This is a genomic window from Microvirga sp. M2 (assembly GCF_047497095.1).
Taxonomy (GTDB): Bacteria; Pseudomonadota; Alphaproteobacteria; order Rhizobiales; family Beijerinckiaceae; genus Microvirga.
On the sequence record NZ_CP134063.1, the window covers coordinates 955713 to 975687 of the forward strand.

18 protein-coding genes, 1 tRNA gene and 1 pseudogene are annotated in these 19975 nt (G+C 64.3%); 13 read left to right on the forward strand and 7 right to left on the reverse strand.

Annotated features, from left to right (window positions below; genetic code table 11):
* Position 1 precedes the first annotated feature (1 nt).
* Positions 2-1678: a urocanate hydratase gene (locus RE429_RS04435; RefSeq protein WP_414473159.1), complete on the forward strand. Its 1677-nt coding sequence runs from the start codon at positions 2-4 to the stop codon at positions 1676-1678.
* Here RE429_RS04435 and RE429_RS04440 read toward each other — a convergent pair.
* Positions 1675-1968: a transposase gene (locus tag RE429_RS04440; protein WP_414474120.1), complete on the reverse strand. Its 294-nt coding sequence runs from the start codon at positions 1966-1968 to the stop codon at positions 1675-1677. The two genes, RE429_RS04435 and RE429_RS04440, sit on opposite strands and share 4 nt — an antisense overlap.
* 326 nt (positions 1969-2294) lie before the next feature.
* Positions 2295-2384, reverse strand: a tRNA-Ser gene (locus RE429_RS04445).
* Between the two features lie 196 nt (positions 2385-2580).
* Here RE429_RS04445 and RE429_RS04450 point away from each other — a divergent pair.
* Both RE429_RS04450 and msrA read left to right on the forward strand, forming a co-directional pair.
* Complete coding sequence (locus tag RE429_RS04450) at positions 2581-2901, forward strand: PetM family of cytochrome b6f complex subunit 7 (RefSeq protein WP_414473160.1); 321 nt, start codon at positions 2581-2583, stop codon at positions 2899-2901.
* Positions 2902-2988: 87 nt separating this feature from the next.
* Positions 2989-3648 (forward strand): peptide-methionine (S)-S-oxide reductase MsrA, encoded by a 660-nt coding sequence (msrA, locus tag RE429_RS04455; RefSeq protein ID WP_414473161.1) that lies wholly within the window; start codon positions 2989-2991, stop codon positions 3646-3648.
* Between the two features lie 40 nt (positions 3649-3688).
* On the opposite strand, the gene mepA is transcribed toward msrA, so the two are convergent.
* Complete coding sequence (gene mepA, locus RE429_RS04460; RefSeq protein WP_414473162.1) at positions 3689-4615, reverse strand: penicillin-insensitive murein endopeptidase; 927 nt, start codon at positions 4613-4615, stop codon at positions 3689-3691.
* A gap of 226 nt (positions 4616-4841) precedes the next feature.
* Positions 4842-6014 carry an SDR family oxidoreductase gene (locus RE429_RS04465; protein WP_414473163.1) on the reverse strand — a complete coding sequence of 391 codons (1173 nt, stop codon included), beginning with the start codon at positions 6012-6014 and terminating at the stop codon, positions 4842-4844.
* Positions 6015-6347: 333 nt separating this feature from the next.
* Here RE429_RS04465 and RE429_RS04470 point away from each other — a divergent pair, with 333 nt between their 5' ends.
* From RE429_RS04470 to RE429_RS04495, 6 genes are all read left to right on the forward strand, one after another.
* Positions 6348-6758: a PRC-barrel domain-containing protein gene (locus RE429_RS04470; RefSeq protein ID WP_370436158.1), complete on the forward strand. Its 411-nt coding sequence runs from the start codon at positions 6348-6350 to the stop codon at positions 6756-6758.
* Between the two features lie 141 nt (positions 6759-6899).
* A complete protein-coding gene (locus RE429_RS04475; RefSeq protein ID WP_414473164.1) occupies positions 6900-7679 on the forward strand; it encodes a hypothetical protein in 780 nt (259 codons plus the stop codon).
* A 519-nt stretch (positions 7680-8198) separates the two neighbouring features.
* Positions 8199-9065 (forward strand): DMT family transporter, encoded by an 867-nt coding sequence (locus RE429_RS04480; RefSeq protein WP_414473165.1) that lies wholly within the window; start codon positions 8199-8201, stop codon positions 9063-9065.
* On the forward strand, positions 9062-10153 hold the full coding sequence (locus RE429_RS04485; protein ID WP_414473166.1) for an ATP-dependent DNA helicase: 1092 nt from the start codon (positions 9062-9064) through the stop codon (positions 10151-10153). The genes RE429_RS04480 and RE429_RS04485 overlap by 4 nt, the downstream gene beginning before the upstream one ends.
* Positions 10154-10248: 95 nt before the next feature.
* Positions 10249-10422: a DUF1328 domain-containing protein gene (locus RE429_RS04490; RefSeq protein WP_370436162.1), complete on the forward strand. Its 174-nt coding sequence runs from the start codon at positions 10249-10251 to the stop codon at positions 10420-10422.
* A gap of 298 nt (positions 10423-10720) precedes the next feature.
* Complete coding sequence (locus RE429_RS04495) at positions 10721-11809, forward strand: TRAP transporter substrate-binding protein (RefSeq protein ID WP_414473167.1); 1089 nt, start codon at positions 10721-10723, stop codon at positions 11807-11809.
* A 68-nt stretch (positions 11810-11877) separates the two neighbouring features.
* Here RE429_RS04495 and RE429_RS04500 read toward each other — a convergent pair whose 3' ends face one another.
* Positions 11878-12711 carry a lytic murein transglycosylase gene (locus RE429_RS04500; RefSeq protein WP_414473168.1) on the reverse strand — a complete coding sequence of 278 codons (834 nt, stop codon included), beginning with the start codon at positions 12709-12711 and terminating at the stop codon, positions 11878-11880.
* Positions 12712-12849: 138 nt separating this feature from the next.
* Here RE429_RS04500 and RE429_RS04505 point away from each other — a divergent pair, with 138 nt between their 5' ends.
* From RE429_RS04505 to RE429_RS04520, 4 genes are all read left to right on the forward strand, one after another.
* Positions 12850-13527, forward strand: coding sequence for a hypothetical protein (locus RE429_RS04505; protein ID WP_414473169.1), 678 nt, complete (start codon positions 12850-12852; stop codon positions 13525-13527).
* Between the two features lie 123 nt (positions 13528-13650).
* A complete protein-coding gene (locus RE429_RS04510) occupies positions 13651-15006 on the forward strand; it encodes a sensor histidine kinase (RefSeq protein WP_414473170.1) in 1356 nt (451 codons plus the stop codon).
* A complete protein-coding gene (locus RE429_RS04515) occupies positions 14933-15427 on the forward strand; it encodes an ArsC/Spx/MgsR family protein (protein ID WP_414473171.1) in 495 nt (164 codons plus the stop codon). The genes RE429_RS04510 and RE429_RS04515 overlap by 74 nt, the downstream gene beginning before the upstream one ends.
* 94 nt (positions 15428-15521) lie before the next feature.
* Positions 15522-16346 (forward strand): SDR family oxidoreductase, encoded by an 825-nt coding sequence (locus RE429_RS04520; protein ID WP_414473172.1) that lies wholly within the window; start codon positions 15522-15524, stop codon positions 16344-16346.
* Between the two features lie 11 nt (positions 16347-16357).
* Here RE429_RS04520 and RE429_RS04525 read toward each other — a convergent pair whose 3' ends face one another.
* Positions 16358-17608, reverse strand: a complete 1251-nt coding sequence (locus tag RE429_RS04525; protein WP_414473173.1) for an MFS transporter — start codon at positions 17606-17608, stop codon at positions 16358-16360.
* Between the two features lie 363 nt (positions 17609-17971).
* Positions 17972-19779: pseudogene (gene lepA / locus RE429_RS04530) on the reverse strand (translation elongation factor 4).
* Between the last annotated feature and the right edge of the window lie 196 nt (positions 19780-19975).

Below are 19975 nucleotides of genomic sequence, written 5' to 3' on the forward strand. Positions count from 1 at the left end.
GATGACCGCCAGAACACCCTATGCCCGTTCCGTTCAGCGCCACATGCGCTATCCCATTCCCGGCGGTCCGACACTTCGCGCCAAGGGGTGGAGGCAGGAGGGTCTCTTGCGTCTGCTCGAGAACGTCCTGTCCGTCGGTGAAGACCCGGACAATCTCGTCGTCTATGCGGCGCTGGGGAAGGCTGCCCGCAACTGGGCCGCGCATCAGGCCATCGTGTCGGCGCTGACGACGATGGAGGAGGACGAGACGCTTCTCATCCAATCCGGCAAGCCGATCGGCCTGATCAGGACGCATGCCAAGGCGCCGCTCGTCATCATGGCGAATTGCAACATCGTCGGGCAATGGGCGAAGGCCGAGGTTTTTTACGATCTTCAGGAAAAGGGCCTGATCTGCTGGGGCGGTCTGACTGCCGGGGCATGGCAATATATCGGCAGCCAGGGCGTCATTCAGGGCACGTATGAGATCTTCATGCGCATTGCCGAGAGGCATTTCGGTGGAGACCTGCGCGGTCGTTTCATCCTCACTGCGGGCCTCGGCGGCATGGGCGGCGCCCAGCCTCTCGCGGGCCGCATGGCGAATGCCGCGATCCTTGCCGTCGATGTGGACCCCGAGCGCGCCCGAAAGCGCAAGGAGATCGGCTACGTGGACGAGATTGCGCCCGATCTCGACACGGCCCTCGCGATGATCGACCGTGCCGTGAAGGCACGTGAACCCGCTTCCATCGCTCTCGTCGGCAACGCGGCGGACATCTATCCCGAGATCGAGCGGCGCGGCATCGTGCCCGATATCGTGACCGATCAGACCGCCGCGCACGATCTCGTCTACGGCTATGTGCCGGCAGGCTTCACGCTCGATGAGGTAAGGGGCTTACGCAAGGCGGACCCGTCGCGTCTCATGGCCGAGAGCAGGGCGTCCATCGTCCGCCACGTTCGTGCAATGCTCGGCTTTCAAAAGAAGGGAGCGGTCGTTTTCGATAACGGCAATCTCATCCGCACCCATGCCCGCGATGGAGGCGTGGAGAACGCCTTCGACATTCCGATCTTCACGGAAGCCTACCTGCGACCGCTCTTCTGTCGCGCCATCGGTCCATTCCGATGGATGGCGCTGTCCGGTGATCCGGACGACATCCGTAAGATCGACGATCTTGTCCTGGAGCGGTTTCCCGACAACCACATCGTCACCAATTGGATCGGGCTAGCCCGAGAGAATGTGCCCTTCGAAGGACTGCCAGCGCGCATCGCCTGGCTCGGCCATAACCAGCGCACGGAAGTGGCGCGGGCCGCCAACGCCATGGTCGCGCGCGGCGACCTGTCGGGTCCTGTCGCGTTCTCGCGCGATCACCTCGATTCGGGCGCCATGGCGCATCCCAATATCATGACCGAACGCATGAAGGACGGCTCCGATGCCATCGCCGACTGGCCGCTCATCGACGCCATGATGCTGTGCTCATCGATGGCGGACCTTGTTGTCGTTCATTCGGGAGGAGGCGGGTATGCAGGCTATATGACCTCCGCTGGCGTAACCCTCGTGGCCGACGGGACTCCCGCCGCCGATGAGCGTCTCGCCCATGCGTTGACGAACGATACCGCGCTCGGAGTCATGCGCTATGCGGATGCGGGATACGAAGACGCGCTGGATGAAGCGCAAACCAAGGGAATTCGCCACATCCAGCTTTAGAATGACCGATCGCCAAGACGGCCGACGACAGGAATGGCCGTTGCCGGATCGTTCGAGACCTGTACGGGCACGAGGGTCGGATGTTCTGTTGCGGTCAGTCGGCTGCGGCGCAATTCCCGCCGCCACTGGTAGAGAGGCTGGAGGGTGACATCATGGCGCCGGGCCACCTCAGAAGCACTCGCGCCCTCTGCGCCCCACTCGCTCAGGATCCTGAGCTGATCCTCGCGTGACCAGCGTCTCCGTCGTTCCGCGCAAGCCAGCCCGAGGTGAACCGCTAACGGTAATATAATTACAAACGAATGGGCGTGCCGGAGTCAATCAGAGCGCGAACCGGCGTACGATCAGCCCAGCTCCAAGTCCTATCAGAACGACAACTCAAAGGACCAAGCGGGGTGCGATAGCCCGTTGCCGGTGTTCCTCTGCGAGATAGAAGTTGCTCCCGGGGCGCGCGCTCATAGCCAGTCCACAGGACAGATTATCGCGGTATCGCGCGCAAACTGTCGCCCTAGCTCCGAAAAGCTCCGGTGCAGTCCACTCAAAAATGTGGGGTGCGATGAGAGACTGGTTTCGGCTCTGCCTCAAAAACCAAGAAAAGTAAGCAAATAGCAGATGTAAATGGCGGAGGGAGCGGGATTCGAACCCGCGATACGGTTTCCCGTATACACACTTTCCAGGCGTGCGCCTTCAACCACTCGGCCACCCCTCCGACGTGGAACTCTCCCGAAGGCGAAACCTTGTTCGCACTCTGTGCGAACCGGCGAGTTCCCTGCATCTCTGCGGAGCGCTCCTGTAGCTCCAAAACGGTCCCGATGGCAAGACCGAAGTGAAGAAAGTTTCTGCAGGGTGACTTTGCGGCACCTAAAAAACGCTCTAGATAGTTCCCTCTGTTTAGGGGGGCTCTTGTGAAATTCCTGGCGCGTAGTGTGGGGCTTCTATTGGTTGCGGCCGGCTTCATCGGCTTGGTGATCGATGGAACGCGATCCATCGTCAATCACACGATCTCCTTCGTTTCCATCTCGGGCGCTGCGGGAACCCTGTTCCCGGACGGCGCGGCAGGCTTCGAGGGGCAGGTGGCCGCGCGCACCTATCCGTGGCTGTGGGATCCCGTCGTGAGCCAGCTGCTCCAGCTTCCCGCCTCGGTCACAGGCTTCGTCGTCGGCGTTCTGCTCCTCTGGCTCGGCCAGAAGCCGCTCGAGCCGATCGGACATTTCGCGGGCCGCTGACGCGGGTTCGCGGCAAGGGGAGGGACCAAGCCCCTCCCGTCAGGGCCGGGGAAGGCCTACATAAGGCGGGTCACAGGAGAGGTCTCCATGTTCCGCTTCCGCAAACCCCTCGATCTTCCCGCGCCCGATGAGGCCCTGCCGGGCCGCCCCACCGAGATTCCCACCGCCGAAACCCATTTCATCAACGGCCATCCCCTGAAGCCGCCCTATCCCGAGGGGATGCAGAGGGCGCTGTTCGGGCTCGGCTGCTTCTGGGGCGCCGAGCGCAAGTTCTGGCAGATGGGAGACGGCATCTGGGTGACGGCCGCGGGCTATTCCGCCGGCATCACGCCCAATCCCACCTATGAGGAAGTGTGCACCGGCATGACCGGGCACAACGAGGTGGTGCTCGTCGTCTTCGATCCGAAGAAGACGTCCTACGAGGCGCTTCTGAAGACCTTCTGGGAGAACCACGATCCGACCCAGAGCATGCGCCAGGGCAACGATGTGGGCACGCAGTACCGCTCGGGGATCTATGTCTTCGACGACGCCCAGCGCAGGGCCGCCGAAGCCTCGAAGGCGGCCTACGCGGAGGCTCTCGCGGAGCGCGGCTACGGCCCTCCCACCACCGAAATCCTGGATGCCGGGCCGTTCTACTTCGCCGAGGATTATCACCAGCAATATCTGGCGAAGAACCCGAACGGCTATTGCGGCCTCGGCGGCACCGGCGTGTCCTGCCAGATCGGCACCGGCGTCGCGGCCGAATAGGACGGAAGCCCGGGCAAGGGCGAGCGCCTCCGGGCGCCCGTCAGGGCGCCGCAAGGACGCGGCGGCACTCCTCGGGGAGCTGCGCCATCGTCAGGGGCGGGCGCGGCTTGCCGGGCTTCGGATGCAGCATCTCCGGCGTGAACCAAGCGGCGAGATCCGCGCCGCATCCGTCGCCGCTCGGCGGCGGATCCTGATCGGAACAGGCGGCGTCTCCGGCCGGACAGGCGATCCGGATGTGGAAATGGTAGTTGTGGCCCCAAGTGGGGCGCACCTTTCTCAGCCATCCCCGATCCTCCCCGGCCTCGCGGCACAGCGCTTTCTTGATGGCCGGGTTCACGAAGACCCGCGCGACGTCCTTCTCTTTCGCGGCCGCCCGGATGAGGGCCGTGTGCTGCGGCGTCCAGGTCGCCGGATCCACGTCGAGCCAGTCGCCGCGCACGACATTGGTGGCGGACATCTCCTCCCGCTCGACCCGCGACAGGCGACGATCGGGCATGGGGGTGAGCCACACATCCGCATCGAGACCGATCTGGTGGGAGGCATGGCCCGTGATCATCGGCCCGCCGCGCGGCTGTGACATGTCGCCGACGAGAAGGCCGGGCCATCCGTTGACGTCGGGCACGTGCGCAGAGAGGCGCTGCAGAAGCGCGACGAGCCGCGGATGACCCCAGTTGCGGTTGCGGGACAGGCGCATCACCTGCCAGGTCGCCCCATCGACCGGGAGCATGGCGGCCCCGGCCATGCAGCCGCGCGCATAGCTGCCGATGGACTCGGACTGAAGAGAGGCCGGGGCCGTGCTGCGCCCGAACAGTTCCTTGGCGGCGAGCTTCGGATCGTCGGGGTTGGCGAGCGCGGGCAGCGGCTTCGGGGAAAGCGTGCCCTTGTCCTGGGCGAAGGCACCGTGAGCGAGGCCCGAGGCCCCGAGGACGAGCGCCGCGGTGAATGCGAGAGAGCGAATCGGGTTCATGCGGGGAGGCTAACGCATCATGCTGAGAAAATGGATCTGGCTTCGGCGCGACCGATGCGCCATGGGACATGTCATGGGACGTGTCATGGGGCGTGTCATGGGACGTGTCATCGGACGTGTCATGGGATTTGCCGTGGGAAGCGTCTCTTGAAGCGCCTCCCCCGCAATCACCGGTCTCGCGCCGGTGATTGCGGTCGATCGAAGCGCCGCGCTTTCGCTGCCGGGATCAGTGACGCGGCTGCGGCCGGCCTTCGCCGAGGGCGCGCTGGCTGATATGGCCGGGCCCCAGGGTGCGCTTGTCGTGGCCGTTGCCGGTGCGCCGCATGGTCGGCTGGTAGCGCGGCATCGGTCGCTTGGCGCGCGGCGTGCGGCGCATGCCGCCCGTGAAAGGTGCAAAAGGCGCAAGCACGAGACTTGCCACCGCCGCGGCCGCGCCGGCCAGAACGGCCGCCGTCGCGAAGGGGTGTAGCTGCGCTTCGAGCAGCAGGCTCGTCTTGCGCGGCTCGCCGGGCAGGGACGAATACATGTCGCCGTCCTCGCGCGCGCGATAAAGGTTGTCGCGCATCCGACGGCGCTCGGGTTGATTGGTAGTCTGGGAACCGTAGCCCGTCGCCTCCATGGCCTTGTCGAGCAGGCGCGGCGCGACATTGCCCATGGCGCCGATCATCCAGCCGCCGAAGCCGATGGTGAGTTCACGCCGCTGGTGCTCCGACGCGAAGACGATCGCCTTGGCGACCAGGCGGGGATCGTAGGTCGGAGGGGGAACGGCTGCCTCCTTGTCGAGATAGTTGCGGGCATGCTCCACGTAGGGAGTGTCGATGGAGGAGGGCTTGATGAGGGTCACCGCGATCGGCGCGCCCTGATCCTCCAGCTCCATGCGCAGTCCGTCGGTGAAGGCCTTCACGGCATGTTTCGACGCCGAGTATGGCGTCTGCAGGATCATGGTGCGCTCGGACAGGACGCTGCCGACATTGATGATGGTGCCGCCGCGATCGCGCAGGTGCTCCGCCGCGATCAGCGAGCCGTTGACCACGCCCCAGTAATTCACCTCGAAGAGCTGCCGCTGATCGTCCAGGGGGATCTTGTCGACGGCCCCGTAGAGAGCGACTGCCGCATCGTTCACCCAGGTGTCGAACCCGCCGAACGTGTCGATGGCGGTGCGGGAGATCCGCTCGAGATCCTCGCGCTTGCTCACATCCGCCGGCACTGCGACGGCGCGGGTGCCGTTGCGGCCGAGTTCATCGGCGACCTTGCGCAGCGCCTCCTCGTTGCGGGCTGCCAGGACGAGGCCCTTGGCGCCGCGCGATGCGAAGTGGTGCGCTGTCGCGAGGCCGATGCCGCTGGACGCGCCCGTGATGACGATCACTTGCTCCTCGACCGGCTTCTGGCGAACGGGCATGGCAATCTCCTTCGTTGTCCTGGGGCAAAGCGAAGGTCAACGTGAGGGTGTTGGCGGGGTTCCTATGGCAGCGCTTGAGGGAGCGGGCCGTTCGCGGATGCCGAAAGCGGTCGCCGCTTCCGGTTCATTCCCGCCGCGATCATCGTTCATGCCGGCATGACGGACATGGGTCGTTGTGACGAGCGCGGCCGTGACGAGCAAGGCCGTGACGAGAGAGGCTCAAAGCCTTGCTGTGCTTGGAAAAGCGCCTTGGAAAAGCGCAGGGTCGCCAACCGGAACGGCTTCTGTGCGGCAGCGTTGCCTTTAGACCTTACCGATGAAGGGAGCGAGAGAATGGAGACGACGGTACAAAGCAGTGACGTCCGCGAAACCCATAACCTGATCGCCAGCGACAAGGTGGAAGGGACCCCGGTGCGCCGCTCGGATGGCGAGAAGATCGGAACGATCGAGCGCGTGATGATCGAGAAGCGGTCCGGCAAGGTCGCCTATGCCGTCATGAGCTTCGGCGGTTTCATGGGGCTGGGCGAGGAGTACTATACGCTGCCCTGGAGCGTTCTGAAATACAACGTCGAGCTCGACGCCTATGAGCTCAATCTGTCGGAAGATCAGCTGCGCGGGGCTCCGCGCCGGACCGCCGAAGGGCATGATGCCTCCTACGACCGGGAGTGGGAGGAACACGTCCACCGCTACTACAATGCCACGCCCTATTGGGGCGACAGCGATCCCATGAGCACCGGGCGCTGAATTCGAGAGTGAGCGTCCCATAAGAAAAATCGCCCGGCTTTCACCGGGCGATTTTTATGCCTCTGCGTCGGGCGGCGAGGAGACCCCTCTCCCGACGCATGGGGCTGCTTGGCTTAGCGCTTGCGAGCCTTCGAGGGGCTCTTGCGGGCGCTCGTCGAACGCTTGGCCACCTTGCCGGACTTCTTCGTCGCGGAAGTGCGGCTGGACGCGGCGGCTGCGCGCTTCGTCGTCTTGGGGGCGGCCTTCTTGGCGGAGGACTTCGCCGTGCTGCGGGCCGTGGACTTCGCCGTGCCGCGGGCAGCGGACTTGCGAGCCGGAGCCGAACGGGCCGTCGTGGCGCGAGCGGTGGTCTTGCGAGCCGTCGACGTGCGAGCGGTCGACTTCTTGGCGGCCGACTTGGGAGCCGACTTCGCCGAGGTCTTCTTCGCAGCGGTCTTCTTCGCGGTGGACTTCTTGGCCACGGTCTTCTTGGCCGAAGACTTCACGGCCGACTTGGCCGAAGTCCTCTTGGCCGCGGTCTTCTTGGCCGTGGTCTTCTTGGCAGCGGTCTTCGTGGCAGAAGACTTCGCAGCCGACCTCGTCGAGGTCTTCTTGGCTGCCGTCTTCTTGGCAGCGCCCGTCGTGCCGGCCTTCTTCGTGCTCTTGCGAGCCGAGGAGGTGCTGGCCTTCTTCGCGCTGGCCTTCTTCGCGGTGGTCTTGGAGCCTCTCTTGGCTCCGCTTTTCTTCGTGGTGCTGGTCGCACCGGTGTCACCCGTGAACAACGCTGTCAGCGGGTTCTTGTTGTCTGTCGGCATAGCCGCCTCCTTCAAGGGCCTTCGCGTGCAACCGTCACGCTTGCAAGGCAACGTCGTTATACCAAGCGGGTTCCGATTAACGGAAAGTGTAGAAAGTAGAATCCGTACTTTTTCTGTGGATACTTAGGTCGCGAGAGCACCCTGAACTTGCGCGCCCAGCAGGCGATAGAAGGCGCGCGATCCGACTCGAAGCCTCTCTTCTTTCGACTCTTCAAGATCACTTCGGATCTAACAGACTAGTTCTGATCGCTACTTTAAAGAGAAATGAAATCAACGACTTAAAGGTGATGTGGTCGGCATCTTCACGCCTCCGCGGCATCGTCCGCGCAAGCGGAACGCTTCTTTCGAAGACGTGGGAGGATCGCGTCGGCGAGCTGTCGCGACGGTGGTTATCGAGGGTGAAAATTTTTTCGTCGGATGGCGCAAAAAAGTGCATCGCTGAGGCGGTGACGATGCGCGGCGATGCGTCATGTGCGCAGAGAATCACCCCGTGTTCGCCCTGACGTTGCGAGAGGAGAGGACGCGGAAGCGAGCGGCGCAATACGTGCGCGGCGCAGACGCGGCAACCTGACTCCCGCTCGACCCTTCACGCGGTGCGCGCGGCGCGGTAAGCGAGGGAGCCTCCATCAGCTCTCCATGGTTCGCCTTGTCTCATCGCCATCTCATTGCCGTCGTCGCCTGGATGACCGGCGCACTCCTCGCCTTCTCCGCAACGGCCGTCGCGGTGCGCGCGCTCGCGCCGGATTTCTCGGTCTTCGAAATTCTGGCGGTCCGCAACCTCGCGGGCGTCGTGATCCTGCTCGCCCTCGCAGGGATCAAACCGGACCTGAGAGGCGGACTCAAACCGCGCCGCTTTCCGCTCCATCTCGCGCGCAACGTCCTGCATTTCGCGGGGACCGACGGCTGGACCTTCAGCCTCACGCTTCTGCCGCTGGCGACCGTCTTCGCGCTCGAATTCACGTCGCCCGCTTGGGTCGCGCTGCTGGCGATCCCGCTGCTTCAGGAGCGGATGACCAAGGGGCGTTTCGTGGCCGTGGTCCTGGGTTTCGCGGGTGTTCTCGTCATCCTTCGCCCCGGCCTGGAAACCTTGCAGCCGGCCAGTTTTCTGATGTTGGGCGTCGCCTTCTCGTTCGCGCTCGTCGCCATCATGACGAAGCGCCTGACCCGAACCGAGAGCACTTTTTCGATCCTCTTCTTCATGAACCTTCTGCAGCTGCCCATGAACCTCGCCGGTGTCGGTCGCGCCTTCTGGCTCGCGGTCACGCCTGCTCATATCCTGCCGCTCGCCGGCATCTGCCTGGGCGGTCTGCTGTCGCATTACTGCCTGACCAACGCCTATCGCCGCGGCGATGCGAGCATGGTCGTGCCGCTCGACTTCATGCGCATTCCCCTGATCGCCTTCGTCGGCTGGGAGCTCTATGGTGAGCCGCTCGATCCTTATGTGTTTCTCGGCAGCGCCTGCATCATCGTCGGCCTGCTCTACAATCTGAACCGCGAGGCGAAATCGTCATGACCTGGTCGCCCCAGCAGGATGCCGCTTTGAAGGCCGTCGCCGATTGGCTGCGGCGCGGCGATCGTCCCGTGTTCCGTCTCTTCGGTTATGCGGGCACCGGCAAGACGACGCTTGCGCGTCACGTCGCGGAAGGCGTCGACGGAGAGGTGACCTTCGGCGCCTATACGGGCAAGGCGGCGCTCGTGCTGCGCAACAAGGGCTGCGCGGATGCCTCCACCATCCACTCCATGATCTATCGCTCCCGGGAGGGGGATGAAAACGGGCCGCAATTCGTCATCAACCGGCAGAGCCAGGCCGCCAAGTCCGACCTCATCGTGATCGACGAATGCTCCATGGTCGACGAGGAGCTGGGGCGCGATCTTCTGTCCTTCGGCAAGCCGGTCCTCGTGCTCGGCGATCCGGCGCAGTTGCCCCCGGTGAAGGGCGGAGGCTTCTTCACGGAAGCCGAGCCGGACGTGATGCTGACGGAGGTGCATCGCCAGGCCAAGGACAACCCGATCGTCCACCTGTCCATGAAGGTGCGGGAAGGCGGCAGGCTCGAACCCGGGACCTATGGCGCGAGCCGCATCATCCGCCGTCGCGAGATCGATGCCGGCACGGTCATGGCGGCCGACCAGGTTCTCGTGGGCCTCAACAAGACGCGCCGCCTCTACAACACGCGTCTGCGCGAGCTGAACGGCTATCGCGATCCGATGCCGGCCGCGGGCGAGAAGCTCGTCTGCCTGCGCAACGACAAGACCAAGGGCCTGCTCAACGGCGGCACGTGGAGCATCCACGCCCTGCGCGGCATCCGCAACGACTTCATCCGCATGGACGTGGTGCCCGACGACGATGCTCGCCGCAGATCCGTGGAGGTGGCCGTTCACAAGGCCTTCTTCGAAGGGACCGAGGAGGAGGTGCCGTTCGCCCTGAGGCGCGAATCCGACGAGTTCACCTACGGCTATGCGCTGACCGTCCACAAGGCCCAAGGCTCGCAATGGGACGACCTCGTGCTCTTCGACGAATCCTATGCCTTCCGGGAGCATCGCAGCCGGTGGCTCTATACGGGCCTGACCCGCGCCGCCGACAAGGTGACCGTCGTGATGTGAGACGGGCCCGGGGGGCGGATCCGGACACGAAGGGAACCCGCGCCACGCTGAGCGCTTATATGTCAAGCTGAACCGTAAACGACGAGGCTTCGACGATGCTGAAATGGGCGCTGATCTTTCTCGTGGTGTCTCTGATCGCGGGAGCGTTGGGATTCACGGGCGTTGCCTCCGGAGCCAAGACGATCGCCAAGATCCTGTTCGGCCTTTTCCTGCTCGTCTTCATCATCCTCCTGCTTCTGGCCTGGAGCGCGGGTCAGCTTATCCTTTAAGCTAAAGTGTCGGACCCGAAAGTGGATTTGCACTTCTGGGACGAGCCCGATGCTCCCTTCCTGGAAAGAGCGCATCGTTCTTGCGAAAAACCGGGGCCACTTTTTCGCACGATGCGCTTGGGACGGCGCTCCGCGCAGGGAGCATATGCGCCATACGCATGAGGCCCTTGCTTTCAGGGCAGTACTTTCTGCTCGCCGGGGCCTTATGAGGGTGTCTCCTTTTTTACATTTCACTGGGCCGGGTTGAAACTTTATGTCTCGACGGCGCGGTGAAATCTTCTTTCGTGAAAGAGACGCCATGAAACGCCGTGCATTCCTTCAGGCAGCCGCCATCGGCGCGGCTGCCGGAACCATCGCCAAACCGGCTATCGCGCAATCGGCTCCCGAGATCCGCTGGCGCATGACCTCCGCCTTCCCCAAATCTCTCGACACGCTGTTCGGCGGCGGCGAGACCTTCGCGAAGCTCGTGGCCGAGGCGACGGACGGCAAGTTCCAGATCCAGCCCTTCGCGCCGGGCGAGATCGTCGGCGCTCCGCAGGCGGCCGATGCGATCGCGGCAGGCACGGTCGAGATGGGCCACACCTGCTCCTACTACTATGTCGGCAAGGACCCGACCTTCGCGATCGGCACCAATCTGCCCTTCGGCCTGAACTCCCGTCAGACCAATGCCTGGCTCTATCACGGCGGCGGCAACGAGCTGCTCAACGAGTTCTATGCGAAGCACAATCTCTACGCTCTCCCGGCCGGCAATACCGGTGCGCAGATGGGCGGCTGGTTCCGCAAGGAGATCAAGACCGTCGAGGATCTCAAGGGCCTCAAGATGCGTATCGCGGGTCTCGCCGGTCAGATCGTGGCGAAGCTCGGCGTCATTCCGCAGCAGATCGCGGGCGGCGACCTCTACCCGTCGCTCGAGCGCGGCACCATCGACGCCGCCGAGTGGGTGGCGCCCTACGACGACGACAAGCTCGGCCTGAACAAGGTGGCGCCATTCTACTACTATCCGGGCTTCTGGGAAGGCGGGCCGGCGATCCACATGTTCATCAACCTGCAGAAATGGAAGGAGCTGCCGAAGCCCTACCAGGCCGCCATCCAGGCCGCTGCGGGCTACGTGAACGTGGATACGCAGGCCAAGTACGACGCCAAGAATCCGGCGGGCCTGCGCAACCTCATCGGCAACGGCGCGCAGCTTCGTCCGTTCTCGCAGGAGATCATGGAAGCCGCCTATAAGGCCGCCAACGAGATCTATGACGATATTTCGGCCAAGAACCCGGACTTCAAGAAGATCTACGAGAGCTACAAGGCTTTCCGCGGCGAGGAGTATCTCTGGTTCCAGGTGGCCGAATACGCCTACGACACCTTCATGATCCGCGCCCGCGCACGGGGCTGATCGCGAGCCTCATCCGTGAGGACGAAAGGGCGGGCACCGGCGTCCCGCCCTTTCTTATTGGAGAGGGCCTACTGCCCCTGGAAGGCGGACGTGTCTCCGCCCGCGAGCTTGGTGGCGTAATAGGCAATGGTCTGCGAGTAGACTTGCGACTTGTTCCAGGCGCGGATGGCTTCGAAATTCGGCGTGCCCGGCGACCAGTCGCCGCCTCGCGCCCAGCCGTGCGCCTTCAGGTAATTCGCCGTCGAGGCCAGCACATCGGCAGGGCTGTGGAGCAGGTCGGCGCGTCCGTCGCCATCGAAATCGACGCCGTACCTCACGTAGTTCGAGGGCATGAACTGCGTCTGTCCCATCTCGCCCGCCCAGGCGCCCCGCATCTCGTCGGGCGTCAGATCGCCCCGGTCGACGATGCGCAAGGCATCGAAGAGATGCGCCTGGAAGAATTCCGAACGGCGGCAATCATAGGCCAGGGTCGCGACGGAGCGGATGACGGGGAGCTTGCCCCTCACCGCACCGAAATCGGTCTCCAATCCCCAGATCGCGACGAGGATGGGCGCCGGCACGCCATAGCGCTGTTCGATTTGCGAGAGCGTGCCCGCATGTCTCTTCAGCATGGCGGCGCCGCCTTTCAGGCGGGCAGGGGACACCATGCGCCCGGCAAACTGTGCAAAACTCTGCTTGAACACACCCTGACCACGATCCCGGTTGATGATGCTTTGATCGAATGTCACACCCGACAGGCCTTGCCTGACCGCTTGGGGCGAGATGCCTCGCGCGACGGCTTCCCGCTCGATGTCGCCGAGCCACTTTTCGAAACCTGCGGGATCGCGGCAGGTCGCCGCGAAGGCCTGTCCCGCTGCAAGAAGAAGGGTTGCAATGACCGAGGCGCGCACCAAAGCCCACATGTGCTCTCTCCCAGATTCGTTCGGCTCCTGAGCGAGGTAGGGCCATCGGCGGGCAACTCAAGGCCACGCCTCGACAGGCAACCTGCGCAGTTCTCGGGCGTTGCTACCTTCAGGACGAAAATTGAGGATCATCGGGACATGGGCAAGAAGCTTGACGTGGGCAAGAAGCTTGCGCTGCTTTCTGGAGCTGCGGTTCTGGCCGTGGTGCTCTCCGGGATTCCGGACGCGTATGCCGCAAAGACCCGGGTGGAGACCTCTGCCCATCCGGCGGACGAGATCCAGGTGCGGTTCGATCCTCAGGCGCGTCAGACCCGCGTGGCCGGCTCCGTCGGTCCGGACCAGTGTTTCGCATTCGTATTGCCGCAGGAATGGCGCTCCATGACGGGAGGATTGGACACGCGCCTGAAATCGGCTCTGTCCGATGCGGAATTGCAGGTGAGCCTTCGTTCCTCGCATGAGCTCCGCGGCCTGCCGCAGCCGGATCTGACGAGCCGCGATGCGGCGCTGCTGCAGCAGGATTACGAGAATCTCCTTGGGCGTCCCGCGCAATCGGTGTCCCTGGCTTCCCTGTCGCCGGGAGCGACCCGGTGGTCCGCGACCTGGATCGATGCCAATCTCCCGGGCGGTCCCATGACCGTCGAGGCCTTCATCGTTCCCCTGTCGGCGGACTGGGTGCTCGAACTTTCCTTCTCCCACCTGAATGCCGAGGGGGAATACAATGCCCTCTCGCGAAGCCTGCTGACCGGCCTGAGCGTGCACGAAGGGGTGCGATGTGCCAGCCACGCGGCTTTCCGAACGGACCGGGCGACCGAATGAGAACCGGCCCTCGTGGAAAAGACCGGAACCACGGGGGGAGTCATCCGTAGGAATGCATTTTCCGCTTGTGCTCCCGCACGCTATGTAGAAGCCTCCCTTTCTCCTCCCGCAGAAGCTCGTTTCTTGCTCACTCGCTATACAAAGCCCGTCCCGGCCAATTCTCCTCTCGCGATGGGGATCGCGGTCGGGTGTGTCGCCGTCGCGACGGGTGTGCGCCTTGCACTGTCGGCGGTCATCGGCCCCACGGCTCCCTTCATCACCATGTTCCCGGCCGTTTTGATGGCAACGGTCGTCGGAGGGCTCGGGTCCGGGCTGCTGGCCATCGCCTTGAGCATCGCGGTGACCTGGTACTTCTTCTTTGCGCCGGGTTTGGGCTTCGGTTCCTTTTCGGCGCCCGGCGTGACGAGCGTCCTCTTCTTCACCTTGGGAGCCCTGCTGATGGTTCTCGTGGCCACGGCCATGCGGCGCGCAGTCCAGCGGCTTGGGGAGGCTCAAGAGAAGTTGCTGGCGGCCTTGGACGCGTCGAGCACGGGCACGTGGCGCTGGGATATCCAGAAGGATGTCGTCGAATGGGATCCGGCGATGGTCAACGTGTTCGGTCTCCCTGTCCGGAAGATGCCGCGGAACGTGGAGGAGTTTTCCGCTCTCATTCACCCGGACGATCGCGCCTATGCGACGGGTGTGATTGCGGAGGCCCTCAAAGACGGACGGACCGTCGAGTACGAGTTCCGCGCCCGGCTCCCCGGCGGCGAGGAGCGGTGGATCTACGATCGCAGCCGCGTCATCCACGATACTGAGGGAACGCCGCTCTACATGATCGGCGCCTGTCTGGACATCACCGGGCGCAAGCGGGCCGAAGAACGCCAGTCGCTTCTGATCCACGAGCTCAATCACCGGGTCAAGAACACGCTGGCGACGGTCCAGTCCCTTGCGGTCCAGACCATCCGTAGCAGCCCCGATCCGGAAGCGTTCCGGTCCAATTTCATGGCGCGCCTGATGGCGCTTTCCGCCACTCACGATCTGCTGACCCAGACCTATTGGGAGAGCGCCTCGCTCCACGAGGTGCTCGAGGCCGAATTGCGGCTGCACGGAGGTAACGACCAGCGCCGCATCACGGTGCGGGGCGAACCCGTGAAGCTCAGGCCTCAGCAGGCTTTGAGCCTCGGCATGGCCTTCCATGAGCTGGCGACCAACGCGACGAAATACGGCGCTCTCTCGTCTCCCGACGGAACCCTCACGATTGCCTGGCGCGTCGAAACTCCCGCCGCCGGTTCGCGCCGGCTTGTCATAGACTGGCGGGAGCAGGGCGGGCCTCCCGTGACGAAGCCCGAACGCCAAGGCTTCGGAACGCGCCTCATCGACCGCAGCATCGTGCACGAACTCGGCGGCTGCGTCGACGCGAACTATGCGCCGTCCGGCCTGGAATGCCGGATCGGGCTTCCTTTGGTGGATTCATCAGGAGACGGAACATGGACGTGATCATCTATCACAATCCTCAATGCGGTACCTCCCGCAACACGTTGGGCCTGATCCGCAATGCCGTCATCGCATCGAGCCCCACATCATCGAGTATCTGAAGACGCCTCCGACGCGTCTCCTCCTGCGGCAGCTCATCGCCCGAATGGGCGTGAGCGTGCGCGACGTCGTCCGCGAGAAGGAAGCGCCCTTTCACGATCTCGGTCTCGGCGATCCCTCCGTCACCGACGATCGGCTGCTCGATGCGATGATCGCGCATCCCATCCTGATCAATCGTCCCATCGTCGTTACGCCGATGGGCGTGCGCCTCTGCCGTCCTTCCGAGCTTGCTCTCGACATTCTGCCGCCGCAGCTGGGCGAGTTCCGCAAGGAGGACGGGGAACTCGTCGTCGACGCGTCCGGACGGCGCGCCGGGACGGCCTGACGATCGAGGAACAAGCCGCTTCTCCCTCGGTTCAGCCTGTGACGGTTCGGACATGGCGGTTCGGACATGGCGGTTCGGACATGGCGGTTCGGACATGGCGGTTCGGACATGGCGGTTCGGACATGGAAGGAGACGTCGACATGGACTTCAGGGCAAGGTTGCGCTCGTGACAGGCGCAGGATCCGGAATCGGCAAGGCGACGGCCCTGCGTTTCGCGCGGGAGGGCGCGATGGTGGGGGTGCTGAGCCATACGGAGAGCGAGATCCGCGAGACGGCGGAGGAGATCGTCCGCGCCGGCGGGAAAGCCATTCCGCTCGTGGCGGATGTGGCGGACGATGCCCAGATGAAGGCCGCCGTGACGGGCCTGGTCGAGACCTATGGCCGGCTCGACATCGTCTTCGCCAATGCGGGCATCAACGGCATGTGGGCGCCCATCGACGAATTGCAGCCGGAGGAATGGGACCGCACCATCAACACGAACCTGCGCGGAACCTATCTGACGCTCCATCATGCCGTCCCGCATCTGAAGCGGGCCGGCGGTTCGATCGTCATCACGGCGTCCATCAACGGCTCGCGCACCTTCACGAGCGCAGGCGCCACGGCCTATTCCGCCACCAAGGCCGCGCAAGTGGCGATGGCCCAGATGTTGGCGGTGGAGCTCGCCAAGCACAAGATCCGGGTCAACGTGGTCTGCCCCGGCCGGATCGATACCGAGATCCAGGACAACACGCAGCGGCGGAATACCGAGGAGGCCAAGGTGCCGGCCGACTATCCCGAAGGCTCGATTCCGCTCACGGGGTGCAAGGCGGGGACAAGCGAGGAAGTGGCCGAGCTCGTGCTCTTTCTCGCTTCCGACCGCGCCCGGCACATCACGGGAACGCCGGTCTGGATCGACGGCGGGCAGTCGCTGGTGGTGTGAACGCACCTTCCTCAGCGCGCGCTCTCGTGGGCCGGCAACAGTGCCGTGCCCACGGGAACCGCGGGCTCCGGAAAGAACTCTTCCTTGTCTTCGTCGGACGGGGCAGGGCGCTGCAGGCTTCGATAGGCCCCCCACAGGGCCATCAGGGCCTGGGCCACGATGACGACATAGGGAAGCCCGACTCTTCCGAACTGCGACATGGCCAAGCCCGCGATCATCGGTCCCGATGCGGCGCCCAATCCCTGAAGGATGAGAAGGCCGCCCGAGGCCGAGACGAATTCGCCCGGCTTGACCATGTCGTTCACGTGCGCGGCGACGATGCTGTAGGTGGGAATGACGCTGCCGCCGAAGATCGCTCCATAGATGAAGAGCAGCCAAACGGCCACGCCCTCGGGCACGAAATGGACGAGCGCGGCCAGAATCGTCGCCGCCATCGCCGAGGCCCCGATGATGACGTAGCGCCGGTCCATGCGGTCGGAGAGCCAGCCGAGCGGCCAGGTGGTCAGGAAGCCGCCGAGCGTTCCGCAGGCCATGAAGACGGCGATCTCCGTCGTGCTCAGTCCCCGTTGCTGAGCCCAGACGGGGCCGAGGGCGAAGAACGAACTCGTCGTCATGCCGCAGAGAATGGCTCCGACGACGCCGAAGGGGGACTGGCGATAGAGACGCCTCAAGTCGATCGAAGCCTCGCCGACCGCATGCGCCGGGGCGCTGGCGCGCGAAAGGGCCATGGGCACCAATGCGAGAGAGATGAGCATGGCGGCGAAACAGAACAGTCTGAAGCCGGCCGGATCGCTCGCCGGCAGGAGCATCTGTCCGCCGATTCCCGCGATCAGGCCCGTCATGCCGTAAAGGCCGAGGATCTGGCCGCGATTGCGCGGCGTCGCGGCGGCGTTGAGCCAGCTTTCCACGACAATGAACAATCCGGCGAAACAGAAGCCGGTGAGCCCCCTTGCGGCGATCCAGATCATCGGCGTGATCACCAGAAGATGCAGAAGCGCAACGGATGAGGCGACGGCCGCAAGCGCCGCGAAGGTGCGGGCATGCCCGACCTGCTTGATCACCCGGCCGGCCCAGAGGGAGCCGATGACGATGCCGACCCAGAATGCCGCACCGACGGCGCCGATCTGCGTCGGAGAGAAATGCTCGAGGCTTCCGCGCACGCTCAGCAAGGTGCCTTGCAGCGTGTTGCCGATCTGCATGAGGGCGTAGCCGAACAGGAGCGCGAAGAGGGTCGGAAGCGTGTTCCGCAGTGATGAAGGCATGACTCTCCCTAATGACTCTCCCTAGAGCCTTTTCCATGACCTTCGGTTCATGGAAAAGGCTCCTGTTGTTTGAGAAAGACGCCTTTTCTTCGCAAAACCGGCATCCACTTTTGCAGAAAAGGCTCTTGTCGGGGCCCGGCGGTCCCGCGCACGGATTGCGAACGGCCGCAAGCCCCGACCGACGTGCCGAAGCCCGGCGTCGAGAGACCCCGTACTGCGGACAAGGAAGGTTGACGGCTTTAAGCCCTGTGCCTGTGTTGAACTCTGCCCGCGGGGCGAGGTTCCGAGGGTTGTTCGCCACGGCAAAAGGCCCGGCTTGGGATCAAGCCGGGCCTTTTGGGGAGACAAGCGCTTTGCGGGCCCTCAGGAATCCATCTTCAGCGCGGCGATGAAGGCTTCCTGCGGGATGTCGACCTTGCCGTACTGGCGCATCCGCTTCTTGCCTTCCTTCTGCTTGTCGAGAGCAGCTTGCGCTTGCGGCTGGCGTCGCCGCCGTAGCACTTGGCGGTCACGTCCTTGCGGAGCGCACGGATGGTTTCGCGCGCGATGATCTTGCCGCCGATGGCCGCCTGCACGGGAATCTGGAACATATGCGGCGGGATCAGCTCTTTGAGCTTCTCGCACATGGCCCGTCCGCGACCCTCGGCGCGGGTGCGGTGCACCAGCATCGAGAGCGCATCCACCGGCTCTCCGTTCACCAGCACGGACATCTTCACGAGATCGCCCTCGCGATAGTCGGAGATGTGGTAGTCGAACGAGGCGTAGCCCTTCGAGACCGACTTCAGGCGGTCGTAGAAATCGAACACCACCTCGTTGAGCGGCAGGTCGTAGACCACCATGGCGCGCTTGCCGACATAGTTGAGGTCGATCTGCACGCCGCGGCGGTCCTGGCAGAGCTTGAGCACGGAGCCGAGGTAATCGTCCGGCGTGAGGATCGTGGCGCGGATCCACGGCTCCTCGATGGTCTCGATCTGCATGACGTCCGGCATGTCGGCCGGGTTGTGCAGCTCCTTCAGCGTGCCGTCGGTCATGCGCAGGTGATAGACCACGGACGGCGCGGTGGAGATGAGGTCGAGATTGAATTCCCGCTCCAGGCGCTCCTGGATGATTTCGAGATGCAGAAGCCCCAGGAAGCCGCAGCGGAAGCCGAAGCCGAGGGCCGCCGAGGTCTCCATCTCGTAGGTGAAGCTCGCGTCGTTCAGGCGCAGCTTGCCCATGGCGGCGCGCAGGTTCTCGAAGTCGGCGGCGTCCACGGGAAAGAGGCCGCAGAACACTACCGGCTGCACGGGCTTGAAGCCGGGAAGGGCTTCCGCCGTGGGCTTGCGGTCGTCGGTGATGGTGTCGCCGACGCGGGTATCGGCCACTTCCTTGATCGAGGCGGTCAGGAAGCCGACCTCGCCGGGGCCGAGCACGTCCACATCGGTCATCTTGGGCCGGAACACGCCGACCTTGTCGACGCCGTAGGTGGCTCCGGTTCCCATCATCTTGATGGCCTGGCCCTTCTTCAGCGTGCCGTCGATGATGCGCACGAGCACGACCACGCCGAGATAGGCGTCGTACCAGGAATCGACGAGCATCGCCTTCAGCGGCGCTTCCTTGTCGCCCTTGGGCGGCGGCAGCTTCTGGACGATGGCCTCGAGGACGCCTTCGATGTTCAGCCCGGTCTTCGCCGAGATCGGAACCGCATCCGAGGCGTCGATGCCGATCACCTCCTCGATCTGCTCCTTGATCCGGTCCGGATCGGCGGCGGGCAGGTCGATCTTGTTGAGGATGGGCACGATGTCGTGGTTGGCGTCGATGGCCTGGTAGACGTTGGCGAGCGTCTGGGCCTCGACGCCCTGGGAGGCGTCGACCACCAGCAGGGAACCCTCGCAGGCGGCGAGCGACCGGGACACCTCATAGGCGAAGTCCACGTGGCCGGGGGTGTCCATGAGGTTCAGGATATAGGTCTGGCCGTCCTGCGCCTTGTATTCCAGGCGCACGGTCTGCGCCTTGATGGTGATGCCGCGCTCACGCTCGATGTCCATGTTGTCGAGCACCTGCTCCGTCATCTCACGGGCGGTAAGCGCCCCCGTGGTCTGGATCAGGCGGTCGGCCAAGGTCGACTTGCCGTGGTCGATATGCGCCACGATGGAGAAATTCCGGATATTGTCGAACGTACGTACGGTCATCGCTAAACTCGGGCGGGCAGGAAACCCCGCTGGCCGGGCAATAGCAGCCCGGCCCCATAATGCCAAGGGAAGGCGGTGACGCGCCGATATTTTGGCCGCCCGCCTCGTTCGGGGCTCGTCATCCGAGCCGGAATATCGTGGTGAGAGATCCTTGGCGCAACCCGGCCGAGAGGGGAATTCCGGTGGCGTCCCCGAG

Bases quoted from the DNA above. Each gene is read 5' to 3' on its own strand.
- RE429_RS04515 (WP_414473171.1), top strand. From the start codon at position 14,933: ATGCGCCGTCCGGCCTGGAATGCCGGATCGGGCTTCCTTTGGTGGATT.
- mepA (WP_414473162.1), bottom strand. From the start codon at position 4,615: ATGAACCCGATTCGCTCTCTCGCATTCACCGCGGCGCTCGTCCTCGGG.
- RE429_RS04490 (WP_370436162.1), top strand. From the start codon at position 10,249: ATGCTGAAATGGGCGCTGATCTTTCTCGTGGTGTCTCTGATCGCGGGA.
- RE429_RS04495 (WP_414473167.1), top strand. From the start codon at position 10,721: ATGAAACGCCGTGCATTCCTTCAGGCAGCCGCCATCGGCGCGGCTGCC.
- RE429_RS04485 (WP_414473166.1), top strand. From the start codon at position 9,062: ATGACCTGGTCGCCCCAGCAGGATGCCGCTTTGAAGGCCGTCGCCGAT.
- RE429_RS04470 (WP_370436158.1), top strand. From the start codon at position 6,348: ATGGAGACGACGGTACAAAGCAGTGACGTCCGCGAAACCCATAACCTG.
- RE429_RS04465 (WP_414473163.1), bottom strand. From the start codon at position 6,014: ATGCCCGTTCGCCAGAAGCCGGTCGAGGAGCAAGTGATCGTCATCACG.
- RE429_RS04520 (WP_414473172.1), top strand. From the start codon at position 15,522: ATGGCGGTTCGGACATGGCGGTTCGGACATGGAAGGAGACGTCGACAT.
- msrA (WP_414473161.1), top strand. From the start codon at position 2,989: ATGTTCCGCTTCCGCAAACCCCTCGATCTTCCCGCGCCCGATGAGGCC.
- RE429_RS04435 (WP_414473159.1), top strand. From the start codon at position 2: ATGACCGCCAGAACACCCTATGCCCGTTCCGTTCAGCGCCACATGCGC.
- RE429_RS04525 (WP_414473173.1), bottom strand. From the start codon at position 17,608: ATGCCTTCATCACTGCGGAACACGCTTCCGACCCTCTTCGCGCTCCTG.
- RE429_RS04505 (WP_414473169.1), top strand. From the start codon at position 12,850: ATGGGCAAGAAGCTTGACGTGGGCAAGAAGCTTGCGCTGCTTTCTGGA.
- RE429_RS04500 (WP_414473168.1), bottom strand. From the start codon at position 12,711: ATGTGGGCTTTGGTGCGCGCCTCGGTCATTGCAACCCTTCTTCTTGCA.